This is a genomic window from Streptomyces sp. NPDC005863, assembly GCF_042871345.1.
Lineage (GTDB): Bacteria > Actinomycetota > Actinomycetes > Streptomycetales > Streptomycetaceae > Streptomyces.
Genome location: NZ_JBIAII010000004.1, coordinates 575,922 through 597,962 on the forward strand (window position 1 = coordinate 575,922; position 22,041 = coordinate 597,962).

Here is a 22,041-nt window from a genome sequence, read left to right on the forward strand (position 1 = left end):
GGGGCTCAGGAGCTGCAGGAGGCGGGCGTGGGTGCGGGTGTGGGGGAGGTGCTGCGCTGCAGGGCGATCTCGGTGAGTTCCTCGATGTCGAACTGCGAGCGTCCCGGCGTGCCGTAGCGGGTGATCTTCCCGCGGCTCACCCACTTGCGGATGGTCGCTTCGGAGACCCCGGTGGCCAGGGCGGCCACATTGGTGGGGACCAGACGGTGGCGGGGCGGTCGGTTCATGCGGCGTCCTTTTGTTGCCGGTCCATGTGGTGGCGCAGGGTGAGCAGTTCGCGCATCTCCCAGAAGTGCCCCGACGTGCAGCTCACGCCGGTGCTCTGCGGCGGGGTGCCGGGCGGCGCGGTGCTGATCGTCCCCGGGCAGTCCTGCACCACGCACCCGATGGCGGGCGGGCGCTGCTCGTCGGGTTCGGGGTCGATCGCCCGCAGCGACTCCTGGTGCAGGCCTTCGACTTCGTCGGCGAATTCCACGGCCGGCGCCTGGGCTGCGAGCCACTCCAGATGACGTAACAGAAAACACGCCAGATGCGGGACGGAACGCCCCGGAGCGGCCTGTCCGAGCTTCTCCATCACATACCCCGACCACGACTCCAGGATGGCGAGAATATTGTCCCTGGCATCGAGTGCGGAAATATTCAGGTGATCGCGCCGACGGCTGCCCGACACCTTCGTCGGGTTCCTGCGGCGGGACGTCGAAAGAATGTGGTGCAGTCCTTCCTGGTGAAGTCCGGGAAGGGTACGCAGATTACGCTCCAGTTGCTCGACGCAGAGGGCACACAGGACCGATCCGGCCGTGGCGGGTAAGTCCTGGGCATGGTTCCTCGGGCATGAGTGAAACTCCAATGTGAATCTCCTTCATGAGCTGAACGCGCCCCGCGCCCGGCCGGCCGCAGACATAGAAAAACCGTGCCGGACGCCGTGGTGAAGAAAGGATCAAGGATCGATGAATCCCGCGAAAGGGAAAGAAGGGGGCGAGGAGGGCAGGGCCGGGGCCCGAAGGGCAGGGGCCGCTGACGGACGCCGCGGTGAACGGGCGCTCCCGGTCAGGAAATTCCGGCGGACGTGAATGCGGCCCGGCACGCGCCGGCTCCGGTCTGTGTACTGGATACGGCCCTCATGCGCATTCCATCCCCCCGGTTGGTGCCCAGATACCCACGCTGCCCAGCCGCAGCCATGGATGCACATCGGAGAGTTCCACGAGCGGTCGCAGGGTGTCAACGTGCACCCCGCCGGTAAGAGAGCGGTAATCCAGCGGCGTTAAATTTTTCCTTTCGTAATCGATCCCCCCTAAAGGGGAACTCTAGATTCCTCTTTCTTGCGGGGGAACTCCAGCTTTCTTCCAGCGGCGCCGCACCCGGACCGCACCCGGACCCCGGCCCGCCGCAGGCCGGCCCCGCTAGCCTCTCCCACCAGCACCCCCCTGCCCCGCCGCGCCAACTCCCGCCCCATGCCGCCCTGTTGACGCCCCCGCACGCCCCGCCGGGCCGGTCGCGCGGGCGGCGGGCCGGTCCCCCCGCCGCCTCGCCCGACCTCCCCCCCTTTCAGCACGTACCCCCGACAAGGAAAAGGCTGTGGCCATGGAAATGACCTGTATCGGCACGGAACAACAAGGGGCGGCAACGGCACGCCGTACCCGCGACAATCTGCTGCAGGAGATGGAGGAACATCTGCGCGCATTCCTCTCCGCCGAGCACGAGTTATGGGCGGCGGTGAATGAACGCGCGGTCGGCGCCGTCGACGCACTGAGCGAGCTGGTCGCCGCGGGCGGCAAACGCATCCGCCCCGCCTTCTGCATCGCCGGCTACCTCGCCGCCGGCGGCGAGGCCCACGACGGTGCCGTCGTCGCGGCCGCCGCGGCCCTGGAGATGCTGCACGCCTCGGCCCTCATCCACGACGACATCATCGACGCCTCCAGCCACCGCCGCGGCCTGCCCACCGTCCACACCCGCCACTCCGCCCTGCACCGCCACCACCGCTGGCAGGGTGAGTCACGCCGCTTCGGCGAGGGCGTGGCCCTGCTCGTCGGCGACCTGGCCCTGGTCTACTCCGAGCAGCTGATGGCCCCCGTGCCCGCGGCGGCGGGCGCGGTGTGGCACCGGCTGCGCTCGGAACTGATGATCGGCCAGTACATGGACATGAGCGCGGCCGCCGAGTTCAACGTCGACCCCCAGCTCTCCCGCTGGATCGCCCTGGCCAAGTCCGGCCACTACACCATCCACCGGCCGCTGGCCCTGGGCGCGGGCGCGGCAGGCCGCCCCGACCTCGCCTCGGCCTTCGAACGCTACGGCGAAGCGGTCGGCGAGGCCTTCCAGCTCCGCGACGACCTGCTGGACGCCTTCGGCGACTCCGCCGCCACCGGCAAACCCGCCGGACTCGACTTCAGCCAGCACAAGATGACCCTCCTGCTGGGCTGGGCGATGCAGCGCGATCCCCGCATCCACCACATGATCACCACCCCCGGCCACACCCCCGAAGAGGTACGCCGCCGCCTGCTGGACACCGGCGTCCCCGACGACGTCGAAAAACACATCGCCGCCCTCGTCGACCAGGGCCGCACCGCCATCGCCGAAGCGCCCATCGCCCCTGTATGGCGCGAGGAGCTGACCGCCATGGCCGAACGGGTCGCCTACCGCACGTCCTGACCCCGGACGCACCCTGCCGCCCCACGCCCGGGGGCCCGGGTCCCGCCGTCGGGCAGGGCCCGCCTGGGCGTCCCTGAAGTGCCTGTGCAGGTGCGGGGGTTGGCCCTTGTTCAGGGGGCGGGGCTCACGCCGCGCGTCCCGTTGTCCCGGGCGGCGGCGGGCCTGGGCCGTCCGGCTGCCCCCGAAGCGCACGCGCGGGCAGGGCAGTTGGCCCTGCTGCAGAGACCCCCTGCTGCGAGGGTCGGACCTCACCCTGCCGCGTCCCGCCCCGGCGATGACCGGCCTCTGCGAGCGGGATGCCCACCCGGGCAAGGCGGTGCGCAGGCGGCGCCCGGCAACCGGCACCAGGGCCCCGGAGGCCCCGGACGACTGCGACACCCCCCGGCCCACCGCGGCGGGGGAGAAGCGCACGGCGGCAACCCCCGCCAAAAAACCACCCGTTCACCCGGCCGGCCCGCCTCAACGGCCGCCGGAGCCCGCGTCGCGGACCCCTCAAGGCGCGCTGGAGCCCCCTTCCGCCCCGCCCCGCCCACCGCCCCCGCACCGAGCCCCCCGCGGCAGCCGCGCCCCCGCTCCCACCAGGCACATCACACCACCGGGTGACAGCACCGTGTGTCCCCGTACCAACCGGCAGGGACGCGGGCCAACGGCAGGCGGGGACAGGGGGGTTGGGCAAAGCCCGCCGACCGGGGCGGCCCACACCGCATGATGCAACCACATATGCACCGGAAGGGCGGCCACGATGACTCTGGACGCACACGGCGTCGACAGGAGCGCAAGCGGCGGCCGCGGCCATGCCGTGGTGATCGGGGCGAGCCTGGCCGGACTCACCGCGGCACGCGCCCTGGCCAACTCCATGGACCGGGTCACCCTCATCGAACGCGACCGCCCCCCGCACGGCACCGGCCGGCGCCGCGGCGTCCCCCAGGCCCGCCACACCCACACCCTGACCACCACCGCCCAGCAAGGCCTGGAACAGCTCTTCCCCGGCATCGGCGCGGACCTCGAACGCGCCGGAGCCGTACGCCTGCGCATGCCCCAGGACATGCTGCTGCTCGGCCCGCACGGCTGGCTGCCCCGCTTCGACTGCGGCCTGTCCCTGCTCAGCGCGGGCCGCGACGTGATCGACGCGGTGATACGCGAGCGGCTGCGCGCCGAGGGCCGGGTGGCCTTCCTGAGCGCACACGAGGTCGTCGCCCTGCAGCCCGACCGCAACGACACCGTCACCGGCGTCTGGGCCCGCGGCCGCGACCGCACCAGCCCCGACGGCCGCGGCCCGCGCCGGCTCATCCCGGCCGACTTCGTCGTGGACGCCTCGGGAAGCGGCTCCCGCGCCCCGCACTGGCTGGCCGAACTCGGCTACGAGGCACCCCGCGAGAGCACGGCCGGCGCCCGCACCACCTACGTCTCCACCGTCTTCGCCCCACCCGTGGGCCACGTCGCCGACTGGCAGGGCCTGCTGCTGATGGCCTCACCCGGCCACCCCCACCAAGGCACCCTCACCCCCATCGAGGGCGGCCGCTGGTCGGTGACGCTGTGCTGGAGCGACGGCCGGCCCCCGCCCGCCGACCACACCGCCCTGCTGCACGCCGCCGCCGCCCTGCGCCACCCCCTGCTGCACGACGTCATCGAGGCCGCCACCCCCCTCGGCCCCCTCTACACCTGCACCCAGGCGGACCACCGCTGGCGCCACTACGAGAAACTGCGCCGCTTCCCCGACCAGTTCCTCGTCCTGGGCGACGCGCTGGCCGCCCTGGACCCCGCCCACGGCCAGGGCATGACCCTGGCCATACAGGGCGCGCTGGTCCTCGACCACCTGCTGGCCGGCCACGGCACCACCGTCGGCCTCACCTACCGGCTGCGCCGCGCCCTGGCCCACCGCCTGGCCCCCGCCTGGCAGTCCAGCACCCGCCACCTGCGCACCACCACCGGCCAGGACGCCCCCACGGGCCTGCGCGCCCACCTCGGCCGGCGCCACACCGCCAAGATCGCCGCCGCCGCACCCACCGACCCGCACGCCGCGACCCTGCTCGTCGCCCGCCTCCAGGCGGCAGGACCGCTGGCCGCCGTACCGCACCCCACCACCGCCGGCCCCACCACCGTCCGCCCCGCGCCCGGCCCCCTCGACCCCGCTCCCTCCGCGCCGCCCAGCTCCACCCATGGCCCCCACGGCCCCCGCACCCGCCGCCCCGCCCCCCGCCCCGCCGACCCGGCCATCGGGGTGGCCACCGGCTCCGCCCTGCTGAACCCGCCCGGCTCCTCCGCCCAGTGGCCGCCCCCGGCCCCGGCCGCCAAGAGCCGCAGAACCTGAAACACACCCACCGCCCGCCCCAGGAGATACGGGGGGAGAGCGGGGGAGGGCGGGCGCGGGCGCCACACCCCGTGGACATAGGGTTCGACCATGACAAGAAGGCAGCAACTTCCCGCTGTTCAGGCCGACTTGAGCGACCCGGGCAGAGCGCGCGGCCACAACTCACCCTTCTCGTACGCCCTGTTGGACACCGGCCGCACCCCGGCACTTGAGAACAACTCGAAGAGCCCTAAAAAGACAGTGGAGTTGGGGCCGGGTTCCGGCTGGAGCGCGGTTGTCGGCCCGCTCAGGGCCCCGATAGCGTTCCTTCCGCTCCAGGGCACGGGCCCGTTTGCGCCGCTGCAGGCCGCCCCCACCACCGACCGTCCACCGGCCGGCACGGGTGTGCCTGTGACCACTGAGCGGCGAGGGGAGGGCGCGCGGGCATGAGCATCACCGAAGATGCACCGCAGCGGGAGCGGAGCAAGACGCCACAGGGCGAACGCATCGCCGACTGGGCCGACGGACGCCTCGGCATCTACCAGTGGCGCACCCTGATGCGCAAGGTCTTCCCCGAACACTGGTCCTTCATGTTCGGCGAGATCGCCCTCTACAGCTTCATCATCCTGATCCTCACCGGCCTCTACCTCACCATGTTCTTCAACCCGAGCATGGGCGAGACGGTCTACGAGGGCCCGCACGTCCCGCTGCAGGGCGTGCAGATGTCGGAGGCCTACGCCTCCACGCTGCGCATCAGCTTCGAGGTCCGCGGCGGCCTGTTCATCCGCCAGCTGCACCACTGGGCCGCACTCACCATGATCGCCGCGACGATGGCGCACACCCTGCGCCACTTTTTGACCGGCTCCTTCCGCAAGCCGCGCGAGCTGAACTGGCTGATCGGCGTGGTCCTGCTGGTCCTGGTCACCCTGGAGGGCTTCCTCGGCTACTCACTGCCCGACGACCTCCTCTCGGGCACCGGCCTGCGCATCGCCGAAGGCGTCACCCTCGCCATCCCGCTGGTGGGCACCTACCTGACGATGTTCCTCTTCGGCGGCGAGTTCCCCAGCACCGACGTCATCCCGCGCTTCTACAGCTTCCACATCCTGCTGCTGCCCGGCATCATCCTGGCCCTGGTCACCGTCCACCTGATCCTGGTCGTCTACCAGAAGCACACCCAGTTCCGCGGCCCGGGCCGCACCCAGCAGAACGTGGTCGGCCAGCCCTTGATGCCGCACTACGCGGCCAAGGCCGGCGGCTTCTTCTTCCTGGTCTCCGGCGTCCTGTCACTGATGGCGGGCATCGCCCAGATCAACGCCGTCTGGGTCTACGGCCCCTACCGCCCCGACCAGATCTCCCAGGGGTCCCAGCCCGACTGGTACATGGGCTTCCTCGAAGGGGCCCTGCGCGCCTTCCCCGCCTGGGAGTTCGCCGTCGCCGGCTACACCGTCAACATGGGCGTGCTCGTCCCGGCCGTCGTCCTGCCCACCCTGCTCATCGGCATCGCCTGCCTGTGGCCCTTCATCGAGGCCTGGATCACCGGCGACAAACGCGAACACCACCTGCTGGACCGGCCCCGCGAACAGCCCACCCGCACCGCGTTCGTCTGCTCCCTGGCCGCCTTCTACCTGGTGCTCTTCTTCGGCGGCGCCAACGACATCCTCGCCGAACGCTTCCACCTGTCGATGAACTCCATCACCTGGGGCGTGCGCGTCGGCGTCTTCATCATCCCCGCCCTGACCTACCTCATCACCAAGCGGATCTGCCTGGGCCTGCAACTGCGCGACCGCGACAAGCTCCTGCACGGCCGCGAGACCGGCCGCATCAAGCGCCTGCCGCACGGCGAGTTCATCGAGGTCCACGAACGCCTGGAACGCGGACAGGAGTACATGCTGCTCTCCCGCGAGATCCACCAGCCGCTGCCGGCCCCGCTGCGCGAGGACCGCGACGGCGTGCCCAACCCCAACTCCCGCACCGAGCTGGTCCGTCACCGCCTCAGCCGCTGGCTCTCCGGCGGGCAGATAGCCGCCCCCACCGAGCAGGAGATGCGCCAGGCCCTGGAGCACCTCGACCACGGCCCGGCCGGCGTCAACGGCCACGCCCCCCTCAACGGCCACGCGCCGGTGAACGGCCACACCCCGGTCAACGGCCACGGCTCCGCCAACGGCCACACGCCGGACGCCGTCGAGGGACGCGAGCCCGACCAGCAACGGCACTGACCCAGCGGCCCGGCCCCGTGCGGCCGGGCCGAGGGCAGCGGCGCGGGCGACCAGGGGACGGGTCACCCGCGCCGCCCGCATCCCGCTCCCACACCACCTCGTCCCCCCCACCCCCGTACCGCCTGCATCCCCCCGCCCCACCTCGTCCCGCCCCGCACCGCCCCGGGCCCCGGAGCGCCGTCCTCCCGCACCGGGCCTCCCGAGCACCGGCCTCCCGCACCGCACCGGGCCCCGCGCACCGCGTCCCGGCACCCCCGTGCACCGCCTGCACCGCACCGCACCGCGCCCGCCCCTCCGTGCACCGCACGCGTCCGGCCCCGCCCGCCGGGCAGCCGGTCCCGGGCCCCGCCCGGCCGGGGCCGCAGAAGGGATGGTCCTCATGTACCGCCCCCCAGGCCACCGCGACCACCCCCGGCCCGCCCTCACCCCCGCACCCGCGCCCCCGCCCGGGCCCGGGCCGGGTTCCCTCACCGCCGGCACCGCCGCGCGCACCGGTCTGACCCAGGAACTGTGCGGCCGCCAGCGCCGTTACGTGGGCGCCATGCTGGTCCGCACCGCCTGCGTGGTCCTGATGGCCCTCACCTGGAACCGCTGGCCGGCCTTGGCCGTGTGCGCCCTCATCGGCGGTGTCGCCATCCCGTACGTGGCCGTGGTGGCCGCCCAGGCCGGCTGGCGCCAGCAGCGGGGAGAGCGGGCCGCCCTGGCCCCGCTGCCCGAGGACAGCACCACGCGCACCCCCCTCGAACCCACCCTCATCCTGCCTCCCGCACACAACCCCGCTCCCTGACCCGCCCGTTGCCCCGCAGCCCCGTCAACACCCCGTATATGTAGGGGAGTTGGGGGAGCGGGGGCTGCCGCGCCTGCCCCGCTCCCGCCGGTGCCGGGGCGCCCGCTGTTCTGCTGGCAAGTGCGCCGCGCACACCGCCACTTGGAGTGACCCACGTCACTTCGAAGGGCTCTTGGTGTGGGGCCCGGCCCGTGTCACTATTTCTGCAGACCTCCCCTGCCCGAAAACGAAAAGCCCCCTCCCTTCGCGGAGCGTGGAGCATCGGCGGCAGGGGAGCTGAGCCGGGCCCGGGACACCGCACGGAAATCCGCGCAGGAAACCGCGCGCCGATCCCAGGGGCCCCTCACCCTCCCTCTGTTTTCCCCGGACACCGGCCGAGCCCGCTGCGCGCGGCAACCCGCCCCGCTGCCCGGCGTCTTCGCGCGGCCCGCCCGTATGCCGCCGGGCAGGACACCGACCGCCCGGCCCGCCCGGCCCGCGTCCTTTTTCCGCGCTCCGGCGCGCCGCCGCCCGTAACCGCCGCCGCTCATACCGGCGCCGCAATCCACCCATGGAGGAATGATGTCGGGAACCGCCGATCCGGCAGGTGTCTACGCAGCCGTCGAGGAGTCAGCCGGGCTGCTGGGCGTGGCGTGCGCGCGCGAGAAGGTGTGGCCGATCCTGACTGCGTTCGAGGAGGTCCTGCCGGACGCCGTGATCGCTTTCCGGGTGGCGACCAACGCGCGCCACGAGGGGGAGTTCGACTGCCGGTTCACCGTGCCCAAGGGCATCGACCCCTACGCCACCGCGCTGGAGAAGGAACTCACCACCCCCACCGGCCACCCGATCGAGTCGCTGGTCACCGAGGTGCAAAAGCACTGCGCCGTCGACAGCTACGGCGTCGACTTCGGTGTCCAGGGCGGCTTCAAGAAGATCTGGGTGTACTTCCCCGGCGGCCGCCACGAGTCCATCTCCCACCTCGCGCAGGTGCCCTCCATGCCCGCCGCGCTGGCCCGCAACGAGGACTTCTTCGCCCGCTACGGCCTGGCCGACAAGGTCGACCTGATCGGCATCGACTACGCCGGGCGCACCATGAACGTGTACTTCGCGGCCTCGCCCGAGGTGGTGGCCCCCCAGACCGTGCGCGCCATGCACCGCGAGATGGGGCTGCAGGAGCCCAGCGAGCAGATGCTCGACTTCTGCGGCAAGGCCTTCGGCGTCTACGCCACCGTCAACTGGGACTCGATGAAGGTCGAGCGGATCTCCTACAGCGTCAAGACGGAGAACCCCCTGGAGCTCTCCGCCCGCCTGGGCAGCAAGGTCGAGCAGTTCCTCAAGACCAACCCCTACGGCGCCGGCACGCCCAAGATGGTCTACGCCGCGGTGACCTCCGGCGGCGAGGAGTACTACAAGCTCCAGTCGTACTACCAGTGGCGCACCAACAGCCGGCTGAACCTTTCCTACATCGGCGGGCGCTCGTAAGGCCCCGTAACGCCCCGCAAGGCTCTGGGTCCCGCACGCACCGCAGCACCCCTGCGCACCGCACCTCACACCCGTCGAAAGGGAACAGCGCACATGTCAACTGAAGCCACTCTCGGGCGCTTTCGCGAATACATGGTCGGCCCCTCGCGGTTCATGAGCCTGCTGTCGGTCTTCGAGCTCGGCATCATCGACCGGCTGCGCGAGCGGCCCGGGATGAGCGCCGCCGAGCTCGGCCAGGCCGTCGGCGCCAAGCCCGACGCCGTGGAGCAGCTGCTGTTCCTCCTGCTCAAGGAGGGCTTCGTCGCCCAGGACGAGACCACCGGCGGCTACAGCCTGGACGCGCTCGCCGAGGTCAGCGAGAGCGACCTCAAGCGCGCCCTCACCTACATGAACATGATCAAGGTGGTGGCGCTGCGGCAGCTCTTCTACCTCACCGACAGCGCCCGCACCGGCACCATCGTGGGCCTCAAGGAGCTGTACGGCACGCAGAGCGGCACCCTCTACGACGCCGTCGCCGACCACAGCGACCTCAACGACGCCTGGCTGACGCTGATGAACAACGTCACCGCCAACATCGACCCCTGGTTCTTCTCCAACATCGACGTCCCCGCCGGCGCCCGGGTCCTGGACGTGGCCGGCAACACCGGGCTCGGCGCGATCCACACCTACCGGCACAAGGCCTCCGAGGGGCTGAAGGTGACCACCTTCGACCTGCCGGAGAAGGAGAGCGCCTGTCTGGCCAACTTCGCCGAGCACGGCGTGGCCGAGCACTGCTCCTTCATCGGCGGCAACGTCTTCGACGAGATCCCCCAGGGCTTCGACACCGTCCTGATCAAGCACTTTTTGGACATGTTCGACAAGGACGACGTCTTCACGATCCTTAAGGGCGTCCACCGCTCCCTGGAGATCGGCGGCCAGGTCCACATCATGGTGCCGGTCTACCCCGAGGACATCCGCGACGCCGACAACTACAACGTCGACTTCTTCCCGGCCTTCTTCATCGGCTGCACCATGGGCCAGGGCGGCCCGCAGAAGATGTCGACCTACCAGCGGTGGCTGGAGGAGTGCGGCTTCAAGGTCACCAAGGCCATCACCAAGGACCCCGCCGAGGTCCCTGACGACGTCATCCCCGTCCAGGCCATCCTGTGCGCGACGAAGGTCGCGTGACCCGCTGAGCCGGGCACCGCGCGGCCCCCCTGGGGGGCCGCCGCTGTCTGCTGCGAACAAGCGCCGACCGGCACATGGAGGACACATGTCCACACGCACGGCACCGACCGGCATCGACCGGGTGTACGCGGCCATCGAGGAGGCGGCCCGGCTCGCCGGCGTCGCCTGCGCGCCGGACAAGGTCCGCCCGGTCCTGGCCGCCTACGACCAGGGGCTGGAGCAGGCCGGGGTCGTCTACAGCGTCTCCAGCACCGAGCACGCCCCGGCCGACCTCGACTACACCGTCACCGTGCCGCCCGACAGCGGCGACCCCTACGCCACCGCCCTGGCCCACGGCTTCCTCCAGGCCACCGACCACCCCGTCGGCGGCCTGCTGGCCGCCCTGCAGGAGCGGTGCGCCATCGCCGAGTACCTCATCGACGGCGGCGTCCTGGGCGGATTCAGCAAGATCTACGCGCACTTCCCGCAGGACGTGCAGCCCGTCGCCGGGCTCGCCGAACTGCCCGGCATGCCGCCCGCCCTGGCCGGCCACGCCGCCCTGTTCGAACGGCACGGCCTGAGCCACGTCGCGATGACCGGGATCGACTACCGGCGCCGCACGGTCAACCTGTACTTCACCCAGCTCTCCGCGGCCTGCCTGGCACCGCACAACATCCGCGCCCTGCACCGCGCCCTGGCCCTGCCCGAGCCCGACGAGCAGATGCTGGCCTTCGCCGGGCGCTCCTTTCGCATCTACACCACCCTCGGCTGGGACTCACCCGGCGTCGGACGGATCTGCTACGCCCCGCCGCCGGCCCGCGGCTTCGACCCCGCGGCGCTGCCGGTGGCCATCACCGGGCAGGTGGAGCGGTTCGTGCGCGAGGCCCCGCGCGCCTATGAGGGCGATCCCATCGTGATCGCGGCCGTCAAGTGGGAGAGCGGCGGCAGGTACCTCAACCTGGGCCCCTACCACCAGCTCTCCCCGCTCATGCGCAAGGTGATCAGCGCCGTCCACAACGGCCGCATCTGACACACGCCGCACCCCTGCGCGCCCTTGGCGCCACCCCCGCCTGAGCCCGGACCGGATCCCGGTCGGGGCTCAGGCCTTTTCTTTGTTCCACCCGCCTTCCGAAATCCGCCCCGGACTCATTCCGGCGGCATATTCAACACCTTCCCAGGGGCCTTCTTTTTGTTTCCACCGGCGCGTGCCACACCATGCCCTCATTAAAGTTGAACATTACACCATGTTCAGGAGTGTAACGTCATAACGGTGTTGATTTTGCTCCGGTGAATCAGGCAGGATCACAACGGATCACCACGGAATCCGCGCCGAAAAGCGCCGATTCCCGCATTCGGCTCACTATTCGAAGAGGGGACACCCATGTCTGATTCCGTCCAGGATCAGGGCTTTGCCGACGCCGCCGGACTGCGCGCCGCCAACCGCGCCACCGTCGAGCAGTACATGCACACCCGGGGCCAGGACCGGCTGCGCCGCCACGAGCTGTTCACCGAGGACGGCCGCGGCGGCCTGTGGACCACCGACACCGGGTCCCCGGTGGAGACCGTGGGCCGCGACCGGCTCGCCGAGCACGCCGTGTGGTCGCTCGGCTGCTTCCCCGACTGGGAGTGGTACAACATCCAGATCTTCGAGACGCAGGACCCGAACCACATCTGGGTGGAATGCGACGGACGCGGCAAGATCCGCTTCGGCGACTACCCCGAGGGCTACTACGAGAACCACTTCCTGCATTCCTTCGAACTGGACAACGGGAAGATCAAGCGCAATCGCGAGTTCATGAACCCGTTCCAGCAGCTGCGGGCGCTCGGCATTCCGGTGCCGGAGATCAAGCGCACCGGCATTCCCACCTGAGAACCACTCGATTACCGCTGGATCGGAGTTACGTCATGGAAGACGTTATACGGGAGATTCGTATCCGCGGGGCACTTCAGCAACCCGACTGGAGCGATATTTCCCAGCTGAACCGGGTCGCGGAGGCGCTGGCCGCCCGCCCCCCGCTGGTCCAGGGCGATGACCTGGCCACCCTGCGCACCCTGCTCGGCAAGGTCGCCGCGGGTGAGGCGATGGTGCTGCAGTCCGGCGACTGCGCGGAGGATCCCCAGGAGTGCACGCCCCGCCAGGTGGCCCGCAAGGCCGCCCTGCTCGACCTGCTGGCCGGCTCGCTCGGCCTGATCACGGGCAAGCCCGTCCTGAGAGTGGGACGCATCGCGGGCCAGTTCGCCAAACCCCGCTCCAAGCCCACCGAAATCATCGACGGCGTCGAACTGCCCGTCTTCCGCGGCCACATGGTCAACGGCCCCGAACCCGACGCCGAGAGCCGCCGCCCCGACCCCTTGCGCATCCTCACCGGCTACATGGCCGCCGGCGACATCATCGAACACCTCGGCTGGCGCGACCGCGCCGCCGGCCGCGACGTCGTCGAACCCCTGGTCTGGACGAGCCACGAGGCGCTGCTGCTGGACTACGAGACGCCGATGCTGCGCATGGACGACAAGGGCCGCATGTTCCTGGGCTCGACCCACTGGCCCTGGATCGGTGAGCGCACCCGCCAGGTCGAGGGCGCCCACGTCGCGCTGCTGGCAGAGGTCAGCAACCCGGTGGCCTGCAAGGTCGGCCCCACCATGGAACCGGCCGACCTCCTCGCGCTGTGCGAGCGCCTTGACCCCTGGCGCGACCCGGGCCGCCTGACCCTGATCGCCCGCATGGGCGCCGGCAACGTCAGCGCACGCCTGCCCCGCCTGGTGGAAGCCGTACGCGAGGCCGGGCACCCGGCGATCTGGCTGAGCGACCCGGTGCACGGCAACACCGTCACCGCGCCCGGCGGCTACAAGACCCGCATGGTCGACACCGTCGCCGGCGAGATCACCGCGTTCGTCGAGGCGGTGCGCGCCGGCGGCGGCACCGCGGGCGGCCTGCACCTGGAGACCACCCCCGACGACGTCACCGAATGCGCCAGCACCGAAGCCGACCTGGAACGCGTCGGCGAGCGCTACACCTCCTGCTGCGACCCCCGCCTCAACCCCGCCCAGGCCCTCACCGCCGTCAACGCCTGGCCCGCCTGAACCGTACGCCCGGCCCGTACGCCCGGCCCCGTACGCCCAACCCGTACGCCTGGCCCGTATGTCAGCAGCACCCGCCCCACGACCGAGGACTGCCACCATGACCGGCATACCCCCCATCAGCGCCTACCCCCTGCCCGCCGAGGGCGACCTGCCCCAGGCCGCCGTGTCCTGGACCGCCGACACCGAGCGGGCGGTCCTCCTCATCCACGACATGCAGCGCTACTTCCTGGCGCCCTTCCCCGAGAGCCTGCGCCAGGAACTGACCGCCAACGCCGCCGCCCTGCGCGAGAAGTGCGCCGCGGCGGGCATCCCGGTCGCCTACACCGCCCAGCCCGGCGGCATGAGCGAGGAACAGCGCGGCCTGCTCAAGGACTTCTGGGGCCCGGGCATGCGCCCCGCCCCCCAGGACCGCCAGGTCGTCGACGCCCTGACCCCCGCCCCCCAGGACTGGCTGCTCACCAAGTGGCGCTACAGCGCCTTCTTCAAGACCGACCTGCTGGAGCGCATGCGCGCCGCCGGACGCGACCAGCTCATCCTGTGCGGCGTCTACGCCCACGTCGGCGTCCTGGCCACCGCCGTCGACGCCTTCACCCACGACATCCAGCCGTTCTTCGTCGCCGACGCCACGGCCGACTTCACCCACGACTACCACCGCTCGGCCCTCACCTACGCCGCCGAGCGGTGCGCCCGGGTCACCACCGTCAAGGGGCTGTTCACATGACACCGACACCACCCACCCCCGCCACCCCCGGCCCTCCGGCCGCCGCCGACCTCCTGGAACAGGCGCTCACCGGCCGCGCCGAGGCCTTCGCGCTGCTGCACCGCCCCGGCGCGACGGGCCCCGACACGGTGGAGGTGGTGACCGGCTCGGTGACCCTGCCGGCCACCCTGGCCGACATCCCGCTGCCCCCCGCCCCCGCACCCGGCACCGGCGCCCACCACGAAGTACTGGTCGTCATGCCCTACCGGCAGCTGTCCGAACGCGGCTTCGCCTGCGCCGACGACGGCACCCCGCTGGTCGCCATGACCATCACCGGCCAGCAGCAACTGCCGCTGCGCCAGGCCCTGGCCCGCATCGCGGACGTCCCCACCCCGCTGGCCGGCGGCGGCTTCGACGTCGACGACGGCGCCTACGAGGACATCGTGCGCCGCATCGCCAAGGAGATGATCGGCACCGGAGAGGGCGCCAACTTCGTCATCAAGCGCACCTTCGTCGCCGACATCACCGACTACGGCCCCGCCAGCGCCCCCGCCCTCTTCCGCCGCCTCCTGGAACGCGAGAGCGGCGCCCACTGGACCTTCCTCATCCACACCGGCAGCCGCATCCTGGTCGGCGCGTCCCCCGAACGCCACGTCAGCCTCCACCACGGCACCGCCGTGATGAACCCCATCAGCGGCACCTACCGCTACCCGCCCGCCGGCTCCACCCTGGAAGGTGTCCTCGCCTTCCTCGACGACCGCAAGGAGACCGACGAGCTGTACATGGTCCTGGACGAAGAACTCAAGATGATGGCCCGCATCTGCGAGGGCGGCGGCCGCGTGGTGGGCCCCTACCTCAAGGAAATGGCCCGCCTGGCCCACACCGAGTACTTCATCGAGGGCCGCACCGACCGCGACGTGCGCGACATCCTGCGCGAGACGATGTTCGCCCCCACCGTCACCGGCAGCCCGCTGGAGAGCGCCTGCCGCATCATCCACCAGTACGAACCCGGCGGCCGCGGCTACTACAGCGGCGCCGCCGCCCTCATCGGCCGCGACGAACACGGCGAGCGCGCCATGGACTCCGCGATCCTCATCCGCACCGCCGACATCAGCCACCAGGGAAGCCTGGCCATCGGCGTCGGCGCCACCATCGTGCGCCACTCCGACCCCGCGTCCGAGGCCGCCGAGACCCGCGCCAAGGCCGCCGGACTCGTCGCCGCCCTGGGCGGCGACACCACCGAACGCTTCGCCGACCACCCCAGCGTGCGCCGCGCCCTGGAAGGACGCAACGACTCCATCGCCGGCTTCTGGCTCTCCGACACCCGCGCCCGCACCGCCGCCCGGCCCGAACTGGCCGGCCGCAAGGTCCTGGTCGTCGACGCCGAGGACACCTTCACCTCGATGATCGACCAGCAGCTGCGCTCCTTGGGCCTGGAAGTCACCGTGCGCCGCTACGACCAGAACTACGCCTTCGAGGGCCACGACCTCATCGTCATGGGACCCGGCCCGGGAGACCCCCAGGAGGTGGCCCACCCCAAGATGCGCCACCTGCACACCGCGGTCGCCACCCTGCTGCGCGAACAGCGGCCCTTCCTCGCCGTCTGCCTCAGCCACCAGGTCCTTGGCCTGCAGCTCGGCCTGCCCCTGCGCCGCAGGAGCGTGCCCAACCAGGGCGTGCAAAAGCAGATCGACCTCTTCGGCGCCGCCGAACACGTCGGCTACTACAACACCTTCGCGCTGCTGAGCCAGGAGGAGGAATTCACCCCCCGCGGCGTGCCCGGCGTGAGCGGCAAGACCCCCGTCCAGGTCAGCCGGGACGCGGCGACGGGGGAGGTGCACGCCCTGCGCGGCGCGGGCTTCGCCTCCCTGCAGTTCCACCCCGAATCCGTCCTCACCCGGCAGGGCCCGCGCATCGTGGGCACCACCCTGGCCCACCTCCTGGCCCCCGCCCGCACCCCCGACCCCGCCTGACCCACCCCCCAAGACCGCCGGGCCGGCGCCCTCCCCCGAGCGCCGGCCCGGCCCTTCCCCTGCCCCCAAGCCGCCGCCCTGTGGCCGCACTCGCCGAAGGATTGACCCATGTCTGATGTACGGCGCTCCGAAACCCTGACGGGCTCTGTGGAGGTGGCCTTCCCCGAGTTCCGCACGCCGCCCGCGGAGCCGTTGGGGCTGTTGTCGTCCTGGCTGAAGGCGGCCACCGAGCTGGGGGTGCGTGAGCCCCGCGCGCTGGCTCTGGCCACCGCCGACGCCCAGGGCCGGCCCTCCTCCCGCATCCTGGCGGTCAACCAGATCACCGACACCGGGCTGGTGTTCATCACCCACGCCGGCAGCCAAAAGGGCCGCGACCTGGCCGCCAACCCCCACGCCTCGGGCGTCCTGTACTGGCGCGAGACCAGCCAGCAGGTCACCCTGGCCGGCCCCGTCGTCCAGCTCCCGCGCGCCGAGGCCGAACAACTCTGGGCGGCCCGCGCGGTGTTCACCCACCCCATGTCGACGGTCTCCCTGCAGAGCGAGCCGCTGCGCGACCTCGACCACCTCGAGGAGATCCGTGAGCGTGCGCTGGCGCTGGGCGAGCCGGCCCGCCCGCTGCCCTGCCCCGAGGCGTTCGTCGGCTACCGCCTGGAACCGGACAGTGTGGAGTTCTGGGCGAACGGCACCGACCGCCTCCACGAACGCCTGCGCTACGACCGCACCAGCCAGAACCAGAACCAGAACCAGGACCAGAACCAGGACCAGGACCGGGGCTGGACCGTCACCCGCCTGCAGCCCTGAAACCCCCCACCCGTTCGGAGACCCACACCATGACCTCCCCCATACCCGACCAACTCGCCGCCACCGGCCCGGTGTTCACCAGCCACCTGGACCTGCGCGCCCGCAACCGCCGTGCCGTCGAGCAGTACATGGAGATCGGCCCCGAGGCCCGCCTGCGCCGCTACACCCTCTACACCGACGACGGCACCGCCGCCCTGTTCAACACCGATATCGGCCGCCCCATCATCGTGCAGGGCCGGGAGAAGCTGAAGCGGCACGGGGAGCTGTCCCTGAAGGTCCTGCCCGACTGGCAATGGTTCGACGTGCACCTCTACGAGACCCAGGACCCCGCCACCATCTGGGTCGAGTGCGACGGCGAAGGCACCATCCGCTTCCCCGGCTATGCCGAGGGCCGCTACCGCAACCACTTCATCCACGGCTTCACCCTCCACGACGGACAGATCGCCGCCAGCCGCGAATACACCAACCCCATCGAGCACATGCGCGCCCTGAGCATCGACACCCCCCACATCAACCGCGACTGGATCCCCTCCTGAATCCCGTCTCAACGCTGAAGGGCCGCCCGGCGAACTGCCGGGCGGCCCTTCAGCGTTGACGAGAGGGGGGAAGGCACCTCTCGGTGTGTGTTCAGAGGGTGGCGCGGCCGGTTTTGAGGGCGGCGGTGGTGTCCACGACGCGGCGGGCTTGGTGGCGGGCTGCTTGGAGGGCGATTTCGCCGGGGGCGCCGTCGCCGGCGACGTGGGAGGTGCCGTAGGGGTTGCCGGACTGGAACTGGACGGGGTCGGTGTAGCCGGGGGGCACGATGATGCCGCCCCAGTGGTAGAAGGTGTTGGACAGGGCCAGGATGGTGGATTCCTGGCCGCCGTGGGCGGTGTTGCTGGCGGTGAACGCGGAGAACACCTTCCCGGCGATCTTCCCGGCGAACCACAGGGGTCCGGTGGTGTCGATGAAGGCCCGCAGCTGGCTTGCGGGGTTCCCGAACCGGCTGGGTGTGCCGAACAGGACCGCATCGGCCCAGGCGAGATCGTCATGGCTGGCTTCGGCGATGTCGGTGGTGGCCTCACGGTGGGCTGCCCAGGCCGGGTTGGCCTCGATCGCGGCCTTCGGGGCGGTTTCGGCGACGGTGCGCAGCCGTACCTGCGCGCCTGCCTTCTCCGCGCCCTCGGCCACCGCCTTGGCCAGCGTGTGCACGGTGCCGGTCGCGCTGTAATAGATGATGGCAACGTTCACAGATTCCACAGCAGATTCCCTTTTCTTTTTGCGTGTTCTATCGGGTGGTGTCACGGGATACGGCCGCTCGCGCACAAGGGCCCGATCCCGGTGGGGACAAGTGAAGACAAGCCGGTGAAGGCAAGGGGAAAACCAGGAGGCCGCGAAGGCGGCGTCCGGTCCGGTCCGCGGGGTGCCGCCGGCCCGGTTCGGCCCTGCCGGCACCCCTGCGAACTGGAGCCCGTACGGCCCGTGTCGGCCGCAGAAGCCCGCCCTGGTGGGCCGGCTCAGCCGCGCCCGGCCACCGCCCGGTGCGGGCGCGGCATACGGGCTGGTGATCCGCGGATCGACGTCACGTACACGGCGATTCTCCTGACGGTGAGGAATGGCTTCGCCGGGCGAAGCCGGGGCAGGGAGAGCCGATGTGCGGATTCCGGGCGACCGGGGGAGGGAGGCCCGGATCCGAATTCGATCTCCACCTCTACCGACGACACAGGCCGTTGTAATGTGAGGTGACGAGCGCCACCTTCAGTGCGATGTCTCGTCGAACTGGTGAAGTCGGGGCGCGGCCAAGGGAGTTGGCGACACCATGAGCATGCATCCCGAGCCGGAGGAGAGCCGGCTCGAACCCGGTCTGCGCGCCGTCCTGAGCGAGCGGCGCCAGCTCATCAACCTCGCGTACCGGTTCCTGGGATCACTGGCCGACGCCGAGGACGTCGTGCAGGAGACCTACACCCGCTGGTATGCCATGTCCCAGGAGCGCCGGGATGCCGTCGCCTCCCCGGGCGGCTGGCTGACCCGGGTCGCCAGCCGTGTCTGCCTGGACCTGCTGGGCTCGGCCCGGGCCCGGCGCGAGCGCTATGTGGGGGAGTGGATCCCCGAGCCGCTGCCCGACCGCATGGAGTGGACGAGCGGGCCCTTGACGACGGCCGATCCGGCCGACCGCATCACCCTGGACGAGTCGGTCAACATGGCCTTCCTCGTCGTCCTGGACTCCATGACCCCGGCCGAGCGGGTCGCGTTCATCCTCCACGACGTCTTCCACTACTCCTTCGCCGAGATCGCCGAGATCGTCGGCCGCAGCCCGGCCGCCAGCCGCCAGCTGGCCTCCTCCGCCCGCCGCCGCATCCACGACGCCCAGCAGGCCCCCGTACCCGCCACGGCGCGCCGCGCCGACGTGGTCCGCGACTTCAAGCAGGCCTGGCAGGCCAAGGACATCGACGCCCTCATCGGCCTGCTCGACCCCGACGCCACGACCATCGCCGACGGCGGCGGCCTGGTCAGCGCCCAGCTGCGCCCGGTCACCGGCGGCGAGCAGATCGCCCGCGTCTTCGCCGACGTCGCCGGCAAGGCCCCCGACCTGACGATCCTGGAGCGCACCGTCAACGGCCAGCCCGGCCTGGTCGCCCAGCAGGACGGCGTCACCGTCTCCGTCCTGGCCTTCGACGTGGCGGGCGAGCGCATCACGCACATCTGGGCCGTGCGCAACCCCGAGAAGCTGCGCCCCTGGACGACCGGCTGACCCCTCCCGGGGCCCGCAGCGTTTCGGCCATCGCGCGGCCCGGCCCGCAGAAAGCGCACGCCGGGCCGCGCGGGATGGGGTACGGCCGTTCAGCCGCGGGGCGGTGCGCCGAGCGGCACCTTGTAGCTCTCCAGGTGGCTGATCGCCTCCCCGGCGAAGGTGAACACGTCGCAGAAGAGGAACTCCGCCTTCTTGCCGTCGGGCAGGGCGAGCGCGGCGCGGCCGGTGGCGACCACCGTGTCGCCCTCCTCGATCAGCCGGTCGACGGTGATCGTCGGCCGCTGCACGACGCCCTGCGCGGCGGCACCGTCCTTGTTCTGCACGATGGCCCGCAGGGCCTCCTTGCCCTGCACCCGGGTCTGGCCCAGGCTCTCCCACACCACGTCGTCGCTGACCAGGGCCAGGACCTGCTCGTGGTCGCCGCTGAGGACCCCCTCGCGGTACCGCTCCACGGTCGCTTTGTGTTTGCTCATGCCCCCATGACTATGGGCCGGGCCTAGGAGGGCGCTGGAATCCCGACAGAAGCGGACGCACCCCCCACCCCCGCACCGCACCCGCCACCCCGGCGAAGGCCAGGGGCGACCTCACATTCGGCGGGGCTGTCTCGTCGTATCCAGGACAGCAGTTTCGGCCAAGGGAGCAGAGGGAGTACGCGAGCGATGAGGACGCAGACCGGTCCGGACGACGACCAGCTCGAGGCGGGCCTGAGCACGGTCCTGAGCGAGCGGCGCCAGCTCATCAACCTCGCCTACCGCTTCCTGGGATCCCTGGCCGACGCCGAGGACGTCGTGCAGGAGGCCTACGCCCGCTGGTATGCCATGTCCCGCTCCCAGCGCGAGGCCATCGCCTCCCCGGGCGGCTGGCTGACCACCGTCGCCAGCCGCATCTGCCTGGACCTGCTGGGCTCCGCCCGGGCCCGGCGTGAGCGCTATGTGGGGGAGTGGATCCCCGAGCCGCTGCCCGACCACTCCGAATGGATCAGCGGGCCTTCCACGACGGCCGATCCGGCCGACCGCATCACTCTGGACGAGTCGGTCAACATGGCCTTCCTCGTCGTCCTGGAGTCCATGACGCCGGCCGAGCGGGTCGCGTTCATCCTCCACGACGTCTTTCGCTACTCCTTCGCCGAGGTCGCCGAAAGCGTCGGCCGCACCCCGGCCGCCTGCCGCCAGCTGGCCTCCTCCGCCCGCCGCCGCATCCGCACCGCCCAGCAGGCCCCCGCCACCGGCACCGCCCAGCGCGCCGGCATCGTCCGCAGCTTCAAGCAGGCCTGGGAGGCCAAGGACATCGGCGCCCTCATCAGCCTCCTGGACCCCGACGCCACCGGACTGGCCGACGGCGGCGGACTGGTCAACGCCGCACCGCCCACCGGCGGCAGCGAGCAGATCGCCCGCTACCTGGTCACCATCACCGGCCGGGCGCCCGACCTGAGCATCCTGGAGCGCACCGTCAACGGCGAGCCGGGCCTGGTCGTCCAGCAGGACGGCGTGACCGTCTCCGTCCTCGCCTTCGACTTCGCAGGCGAGCGCATCAAACACCTGTGGGCGGTGCGCAACCCCGAGAAGCTGCGCCCCTGGACGACCGCCTGAACCCCGCCCCGCACACCGGCCCGCAACCGCGCGGGGTGGCGGGATCGGTGCAGGCCGGCGGGGGTGGTGTCACATCGCGGCCAGCCATTTCGTCCAAGCTGTGTAGGCACCAAGCACGGCGAAGGAGCACGACATGGACGCGCGCATGAACCTCTTCGACAACCCGGTCTCGGCCAAGTTCCTCAAGCACTTGGCGGCGGCGGGCCAGGTGAGCGCGAACACCACGCTGCCGGCCGCGACACAGGAACTGGTGCGCCTGCGCGCCAGCCAGATCAACGGCTGCGGCTTCTGCACGGACATGCACACCAAGGAGGCCACGCACGCCGGGGAGAGCGTCACCCGCCTGCACCTGGTCGCCGCCTGGCGGGAGGCCACGGTCTTCACCGACGCCGAGCGCGCCGCGCTCGAACTGGCCGAGCAGGGCACCCGTATCGCGGACGCGGCCGGCGGTGTCAGCGACGAGGCCTGGGCGAACGCCGCCAAGCACTACGACGAGGACCAGCTCGCCGCGCTGGTGGCGCTGATCGCCGTCATCAACGCCTTCAACCGCGTCAACGTCCTGGTCCGCCAGCCCGCCGGCGACTACCGGGTGGGCCAGTTCGGCTAGCACCTGCAGCAGC

At 71.4% G+C, this 22,041-nt stretch carries 20 protein-coding genes; 16 read left to right on the forward strand and 4 right to left on the reverse strand.

Translation table 11 applies throughout. From position 1 onward, the window contains the following. Window positions 1-5 precede the first annotated feature (5 nt). Together ACFYO9_RS18900 and ACFYO9_RS18905 are read right to left on the reverse strand one after the other, a co-directional pair. The gene (locus ACFYO9_RS18900) at window positions 6-227 is read right to left on the reverse strand and encodes a helix-turn-helix domain-containing protein (RefSeq protein ID WP_358779235.1); all 222 of its coding nucleotides are present in this window, start codon (window positions 225-227) and stop codon (window positions 6-8) included. Next, window positions 224-847 carry a hypothetical protein gene (locus tag ACFYO9_RS18905; RefSeq protein ID WP_358779234.1) on the reverse strand — a complete coding sequence of 208 codons (624 nt, stop codon included), beginning with the start codon at window positions 845-847 and terminating at the stop codon, window positions 224-226. Before ACFYO9_RS18905 ends, ACFYO9_RS18900 begins: the two co-directional genes overlap by 4 nt. Window positions 848-1,581: 734 nt before the next feature. Here ACFYO9_RS18905 and ACFYO9_RS18910 point away from each other — a divergent pair. From ACFYO9_RS18910 to ACFYO9_RS18970, 13 genes are all read left to right on the forward strand, one after another. Then, the gene (locus ACFYO9_RS18910; RefSeq protein ID WP_355820476.1) at window positions 1,582-2,646 is read left to right on the forward strand and encodes a polyprenyl synthetase family protein; all 1,065 of its coding nucleotides are present in this window, start codon (window positions 1,582-1,584) and stop codon (window positions 2,644-2,646) included. Window positions 2,647-3,388: 742 nt separating this feature from the next. Continuing rightward, window positions 3,389-4,957 (forward strand): FAD-dependent monooxygenase, encoded by a 1,569-nt coding sequence (locus ACFYO9_RS18915; RefSeq protein ID WP_358779233.1) that lies wholly within the window; start codon window positions 3,389-3,391, stop codon window positions 4,955-4,957. A gap of 425 nt (window positions 4,958-5,382) precedes the next feature. After that, complete coding sequence (locus tag ACFYO9_RS18920) at window positions 5,383-7,152, forward strand: cytochrome bc complex cytochrome b subunit (RefSeq protein ID WP_358779232.1); 1,770 nt, start codon at window positions 5,383-5,385, stop codon at window positions 7,150-7,152. A gap of 379 nt (window positions 7,153-7,531) precedes the next feature. After that, window positions 7,532-7,939, forward strand: a complete 408-nt coding sequence (locus ACFYO9_RS18925; RefSeq protein ID WP_358779231.1) for a DUF3099 domain-containing protein — start codon at window positions 7,532-7,534, stop codon at window positions 7,937-7,939. A gap of 558 nt (window positions 7,940-8,497) precedes the next feature. Continuing rightward, a complete protein-coding gene (locus tag ACFYO9_RS18930; protein ID WP_358779230.1) occupies window positions 8,498-9,400 on the forward strand; it encodes an aromatic prenyltransferase in 903 nt (300 codons plus the stop codon). A 93-nt stretch (window positions 9,401-9,493) separates the two neighbouring features. Beyond that, window positions 9,494-10,567 (forward strand): methyltransferase, encoded by a 1,074-nt coding sequence (locus tag ACFYO9_RS18935; protein ID WP_358779229.1) that lies wholly within the window; start codon window positions 9,494-9,496, stop codon window positions 10,565-10,567. 85 nt (window positions 10,568-10,652) lie between these two features. Then, a complete protein-coding gene (locus ACFYO9_RS18940) occupies window positions 10,653-11,576 on the forward strand; it encodes an aromatic prenyltransferase (protein WP_358779228.1) in 924 nt (307 codons plus the stop codon). A 351-nt stretch (window positions 11,577-11,927) separates the two neighbouring features. After that, window positions 11,928-12,416, forward strand: coding sequence for a PhzA/PhzB family protein (locus tag ACFYO9_RS18945; protein WP_355820463.1), 489 nt, complete (start codon window positions 11,928-11,930; stop codon window positions 12,414-12,416). Window positions 12,417-12,451: 35 nt separating this feature from the next. Then, entirely contained in the window at window positions 12,452-13,627 is a 1,176-nt protein-coding gene (locus ACFYO9_RS18950; protein WP_359334217.1) for a 3-deoxy-7-phosphoheptulonate synthase, read from the forward strand. A 97-nt stretch (window positions 13,628-13,724) separates the two neighbouring features. Next, window positions 13,725-14,348, forward strand: coding sequence for an isochorismatase family protein (locus ACFYO9_RS18955; protein WP_355820548.1), 624 nt, complete (start codon window positions 13,725-13,727; stop codon window positions 14,346-14,348). Continuing rightward, window positions 14,345-16,300, forward strand: a complete 1,956-nt coding sequence (locus tag ACFYO9_RS18960; RefSeq protein WP_358779397.1) for an anthranilate synthase family protein — start codon at window positions 14,345-14,347, stop codon at window positions 16,298-16,300. The genes ACFYO9_RS18955 and ACFYO9_RS18960 overlap by 4 nt, the downstream gene beginning before the upstream one ends. A 108-nt stretch (window positions 16,301-16,408) precedes the next feature. After that, the gene (phzG, locus tag ACFYO9_RS18965) at window positions 16,409-17,101 is read left to right on the forward strand and encodes a phenazine biosynthesis FMN-dependent oxidase PhzG (RefSeq protein ID WP_358779396.1); all 693 of its coding nucleotides are present in this window, start codon (window positions 16,409-16,411) and stop codon (window positions 17,099-17,101) included. Between the two features lie 29 nt (window positions 17,102-17,130). Then, window positions 17,131-17,637 carry a PhzA/PhzB family protein gene (locus ACFYO9_RS18970; RefSeq protein WP_388666419.1) on the forward strand — a complete coding sequence of 169 codons (507 nt, stop codon included), beginning with the start codon at window positions 17,131-17,133 and terminating at the stop codon, window positions 17,635-17,637. A gap of 91 nt (window positions 17,638-17,728) precedes the next feature. Here the strand turns inward: ACFYO9_RS18970 and wrbA are convergent, their stop codons facing one another. Next, window positions 17,729-18,340 (reverse strand): NAD(P)H:quinone oxidoreductase, encoded by a 612-nt coding sequence (gene wrbA / locus ACFYO9_RS18975; protein ID WP_388666422.1) that lies wholly within the window; start codon window positions 18,338-18,340, stop codon window positions 17,729-17,731. A gap of 559 nt (window positions 18,341-18,899) precedes the next feature. Between wrbA and sigJ (ACFYO9_RS18980) the strand changes: the two genes are divergently transcribed. Beyond that, entirely contained in the window at window positions 18,900-19,832 is a 933-nt protein-coding gene (gene sigJ / locus ACFYO9_RS18980; protein ID WP_358779060.1) for an RNA polymerase sigma factor SigJ, read from the forward strand. An 89-nt stretch (window positions 19,833-19,921) separates the two neighbouring features. Here the strand turns inward: sigJ (ACFYO9_RS18980) and ACFYO9_RS18985 are convergent, their stop codons facing one another. Next, a complete protein-coding gene (locus ACFYO9_RS18985; protein WP_355820400.1) occupies window positions 19,922-20,305 on the reverse strand; it encodes a nuclear transport factor 2 family protein in 384 nt (127 codons plus the stop codon). 186 nt (window positions 20,306-20,491) lie between these two features. Here ACFYO9_RS18985 and sigJ (ACFYO9_RS18990) point away from each other — a divergent pair, with 186 nt between their 5' ends. Beyond that, window positions 20,492-21,421 (forward strand): RNA polymerase sigma factor SigJ, encoded by a 930-nt coding sequence (sigJ, locus tag ACFYO9_RS18990; protein WP_358779061.1) that lies wholly within the window; start codon window positions 20,492-20,494, stop codon window positions 21,419-21,421. A 133-nt stretch (window positions 21,422-21,554) separates the two neighbouring features. Next, window positions 21,555-22,028 (forward strand): carboxymuconolactone decarboxylase family protein, encoded by a 474-nt coding sequence (locus ACFYO9_RS18995; RefSeq protein ID WP_358779062.1) that lies wholly within the window; start codon window positions 21,555-21,557, stop codon window positions 22,026-22,028. Window positions 22,029-22,041: the final 13 nt, after the last annotated feature.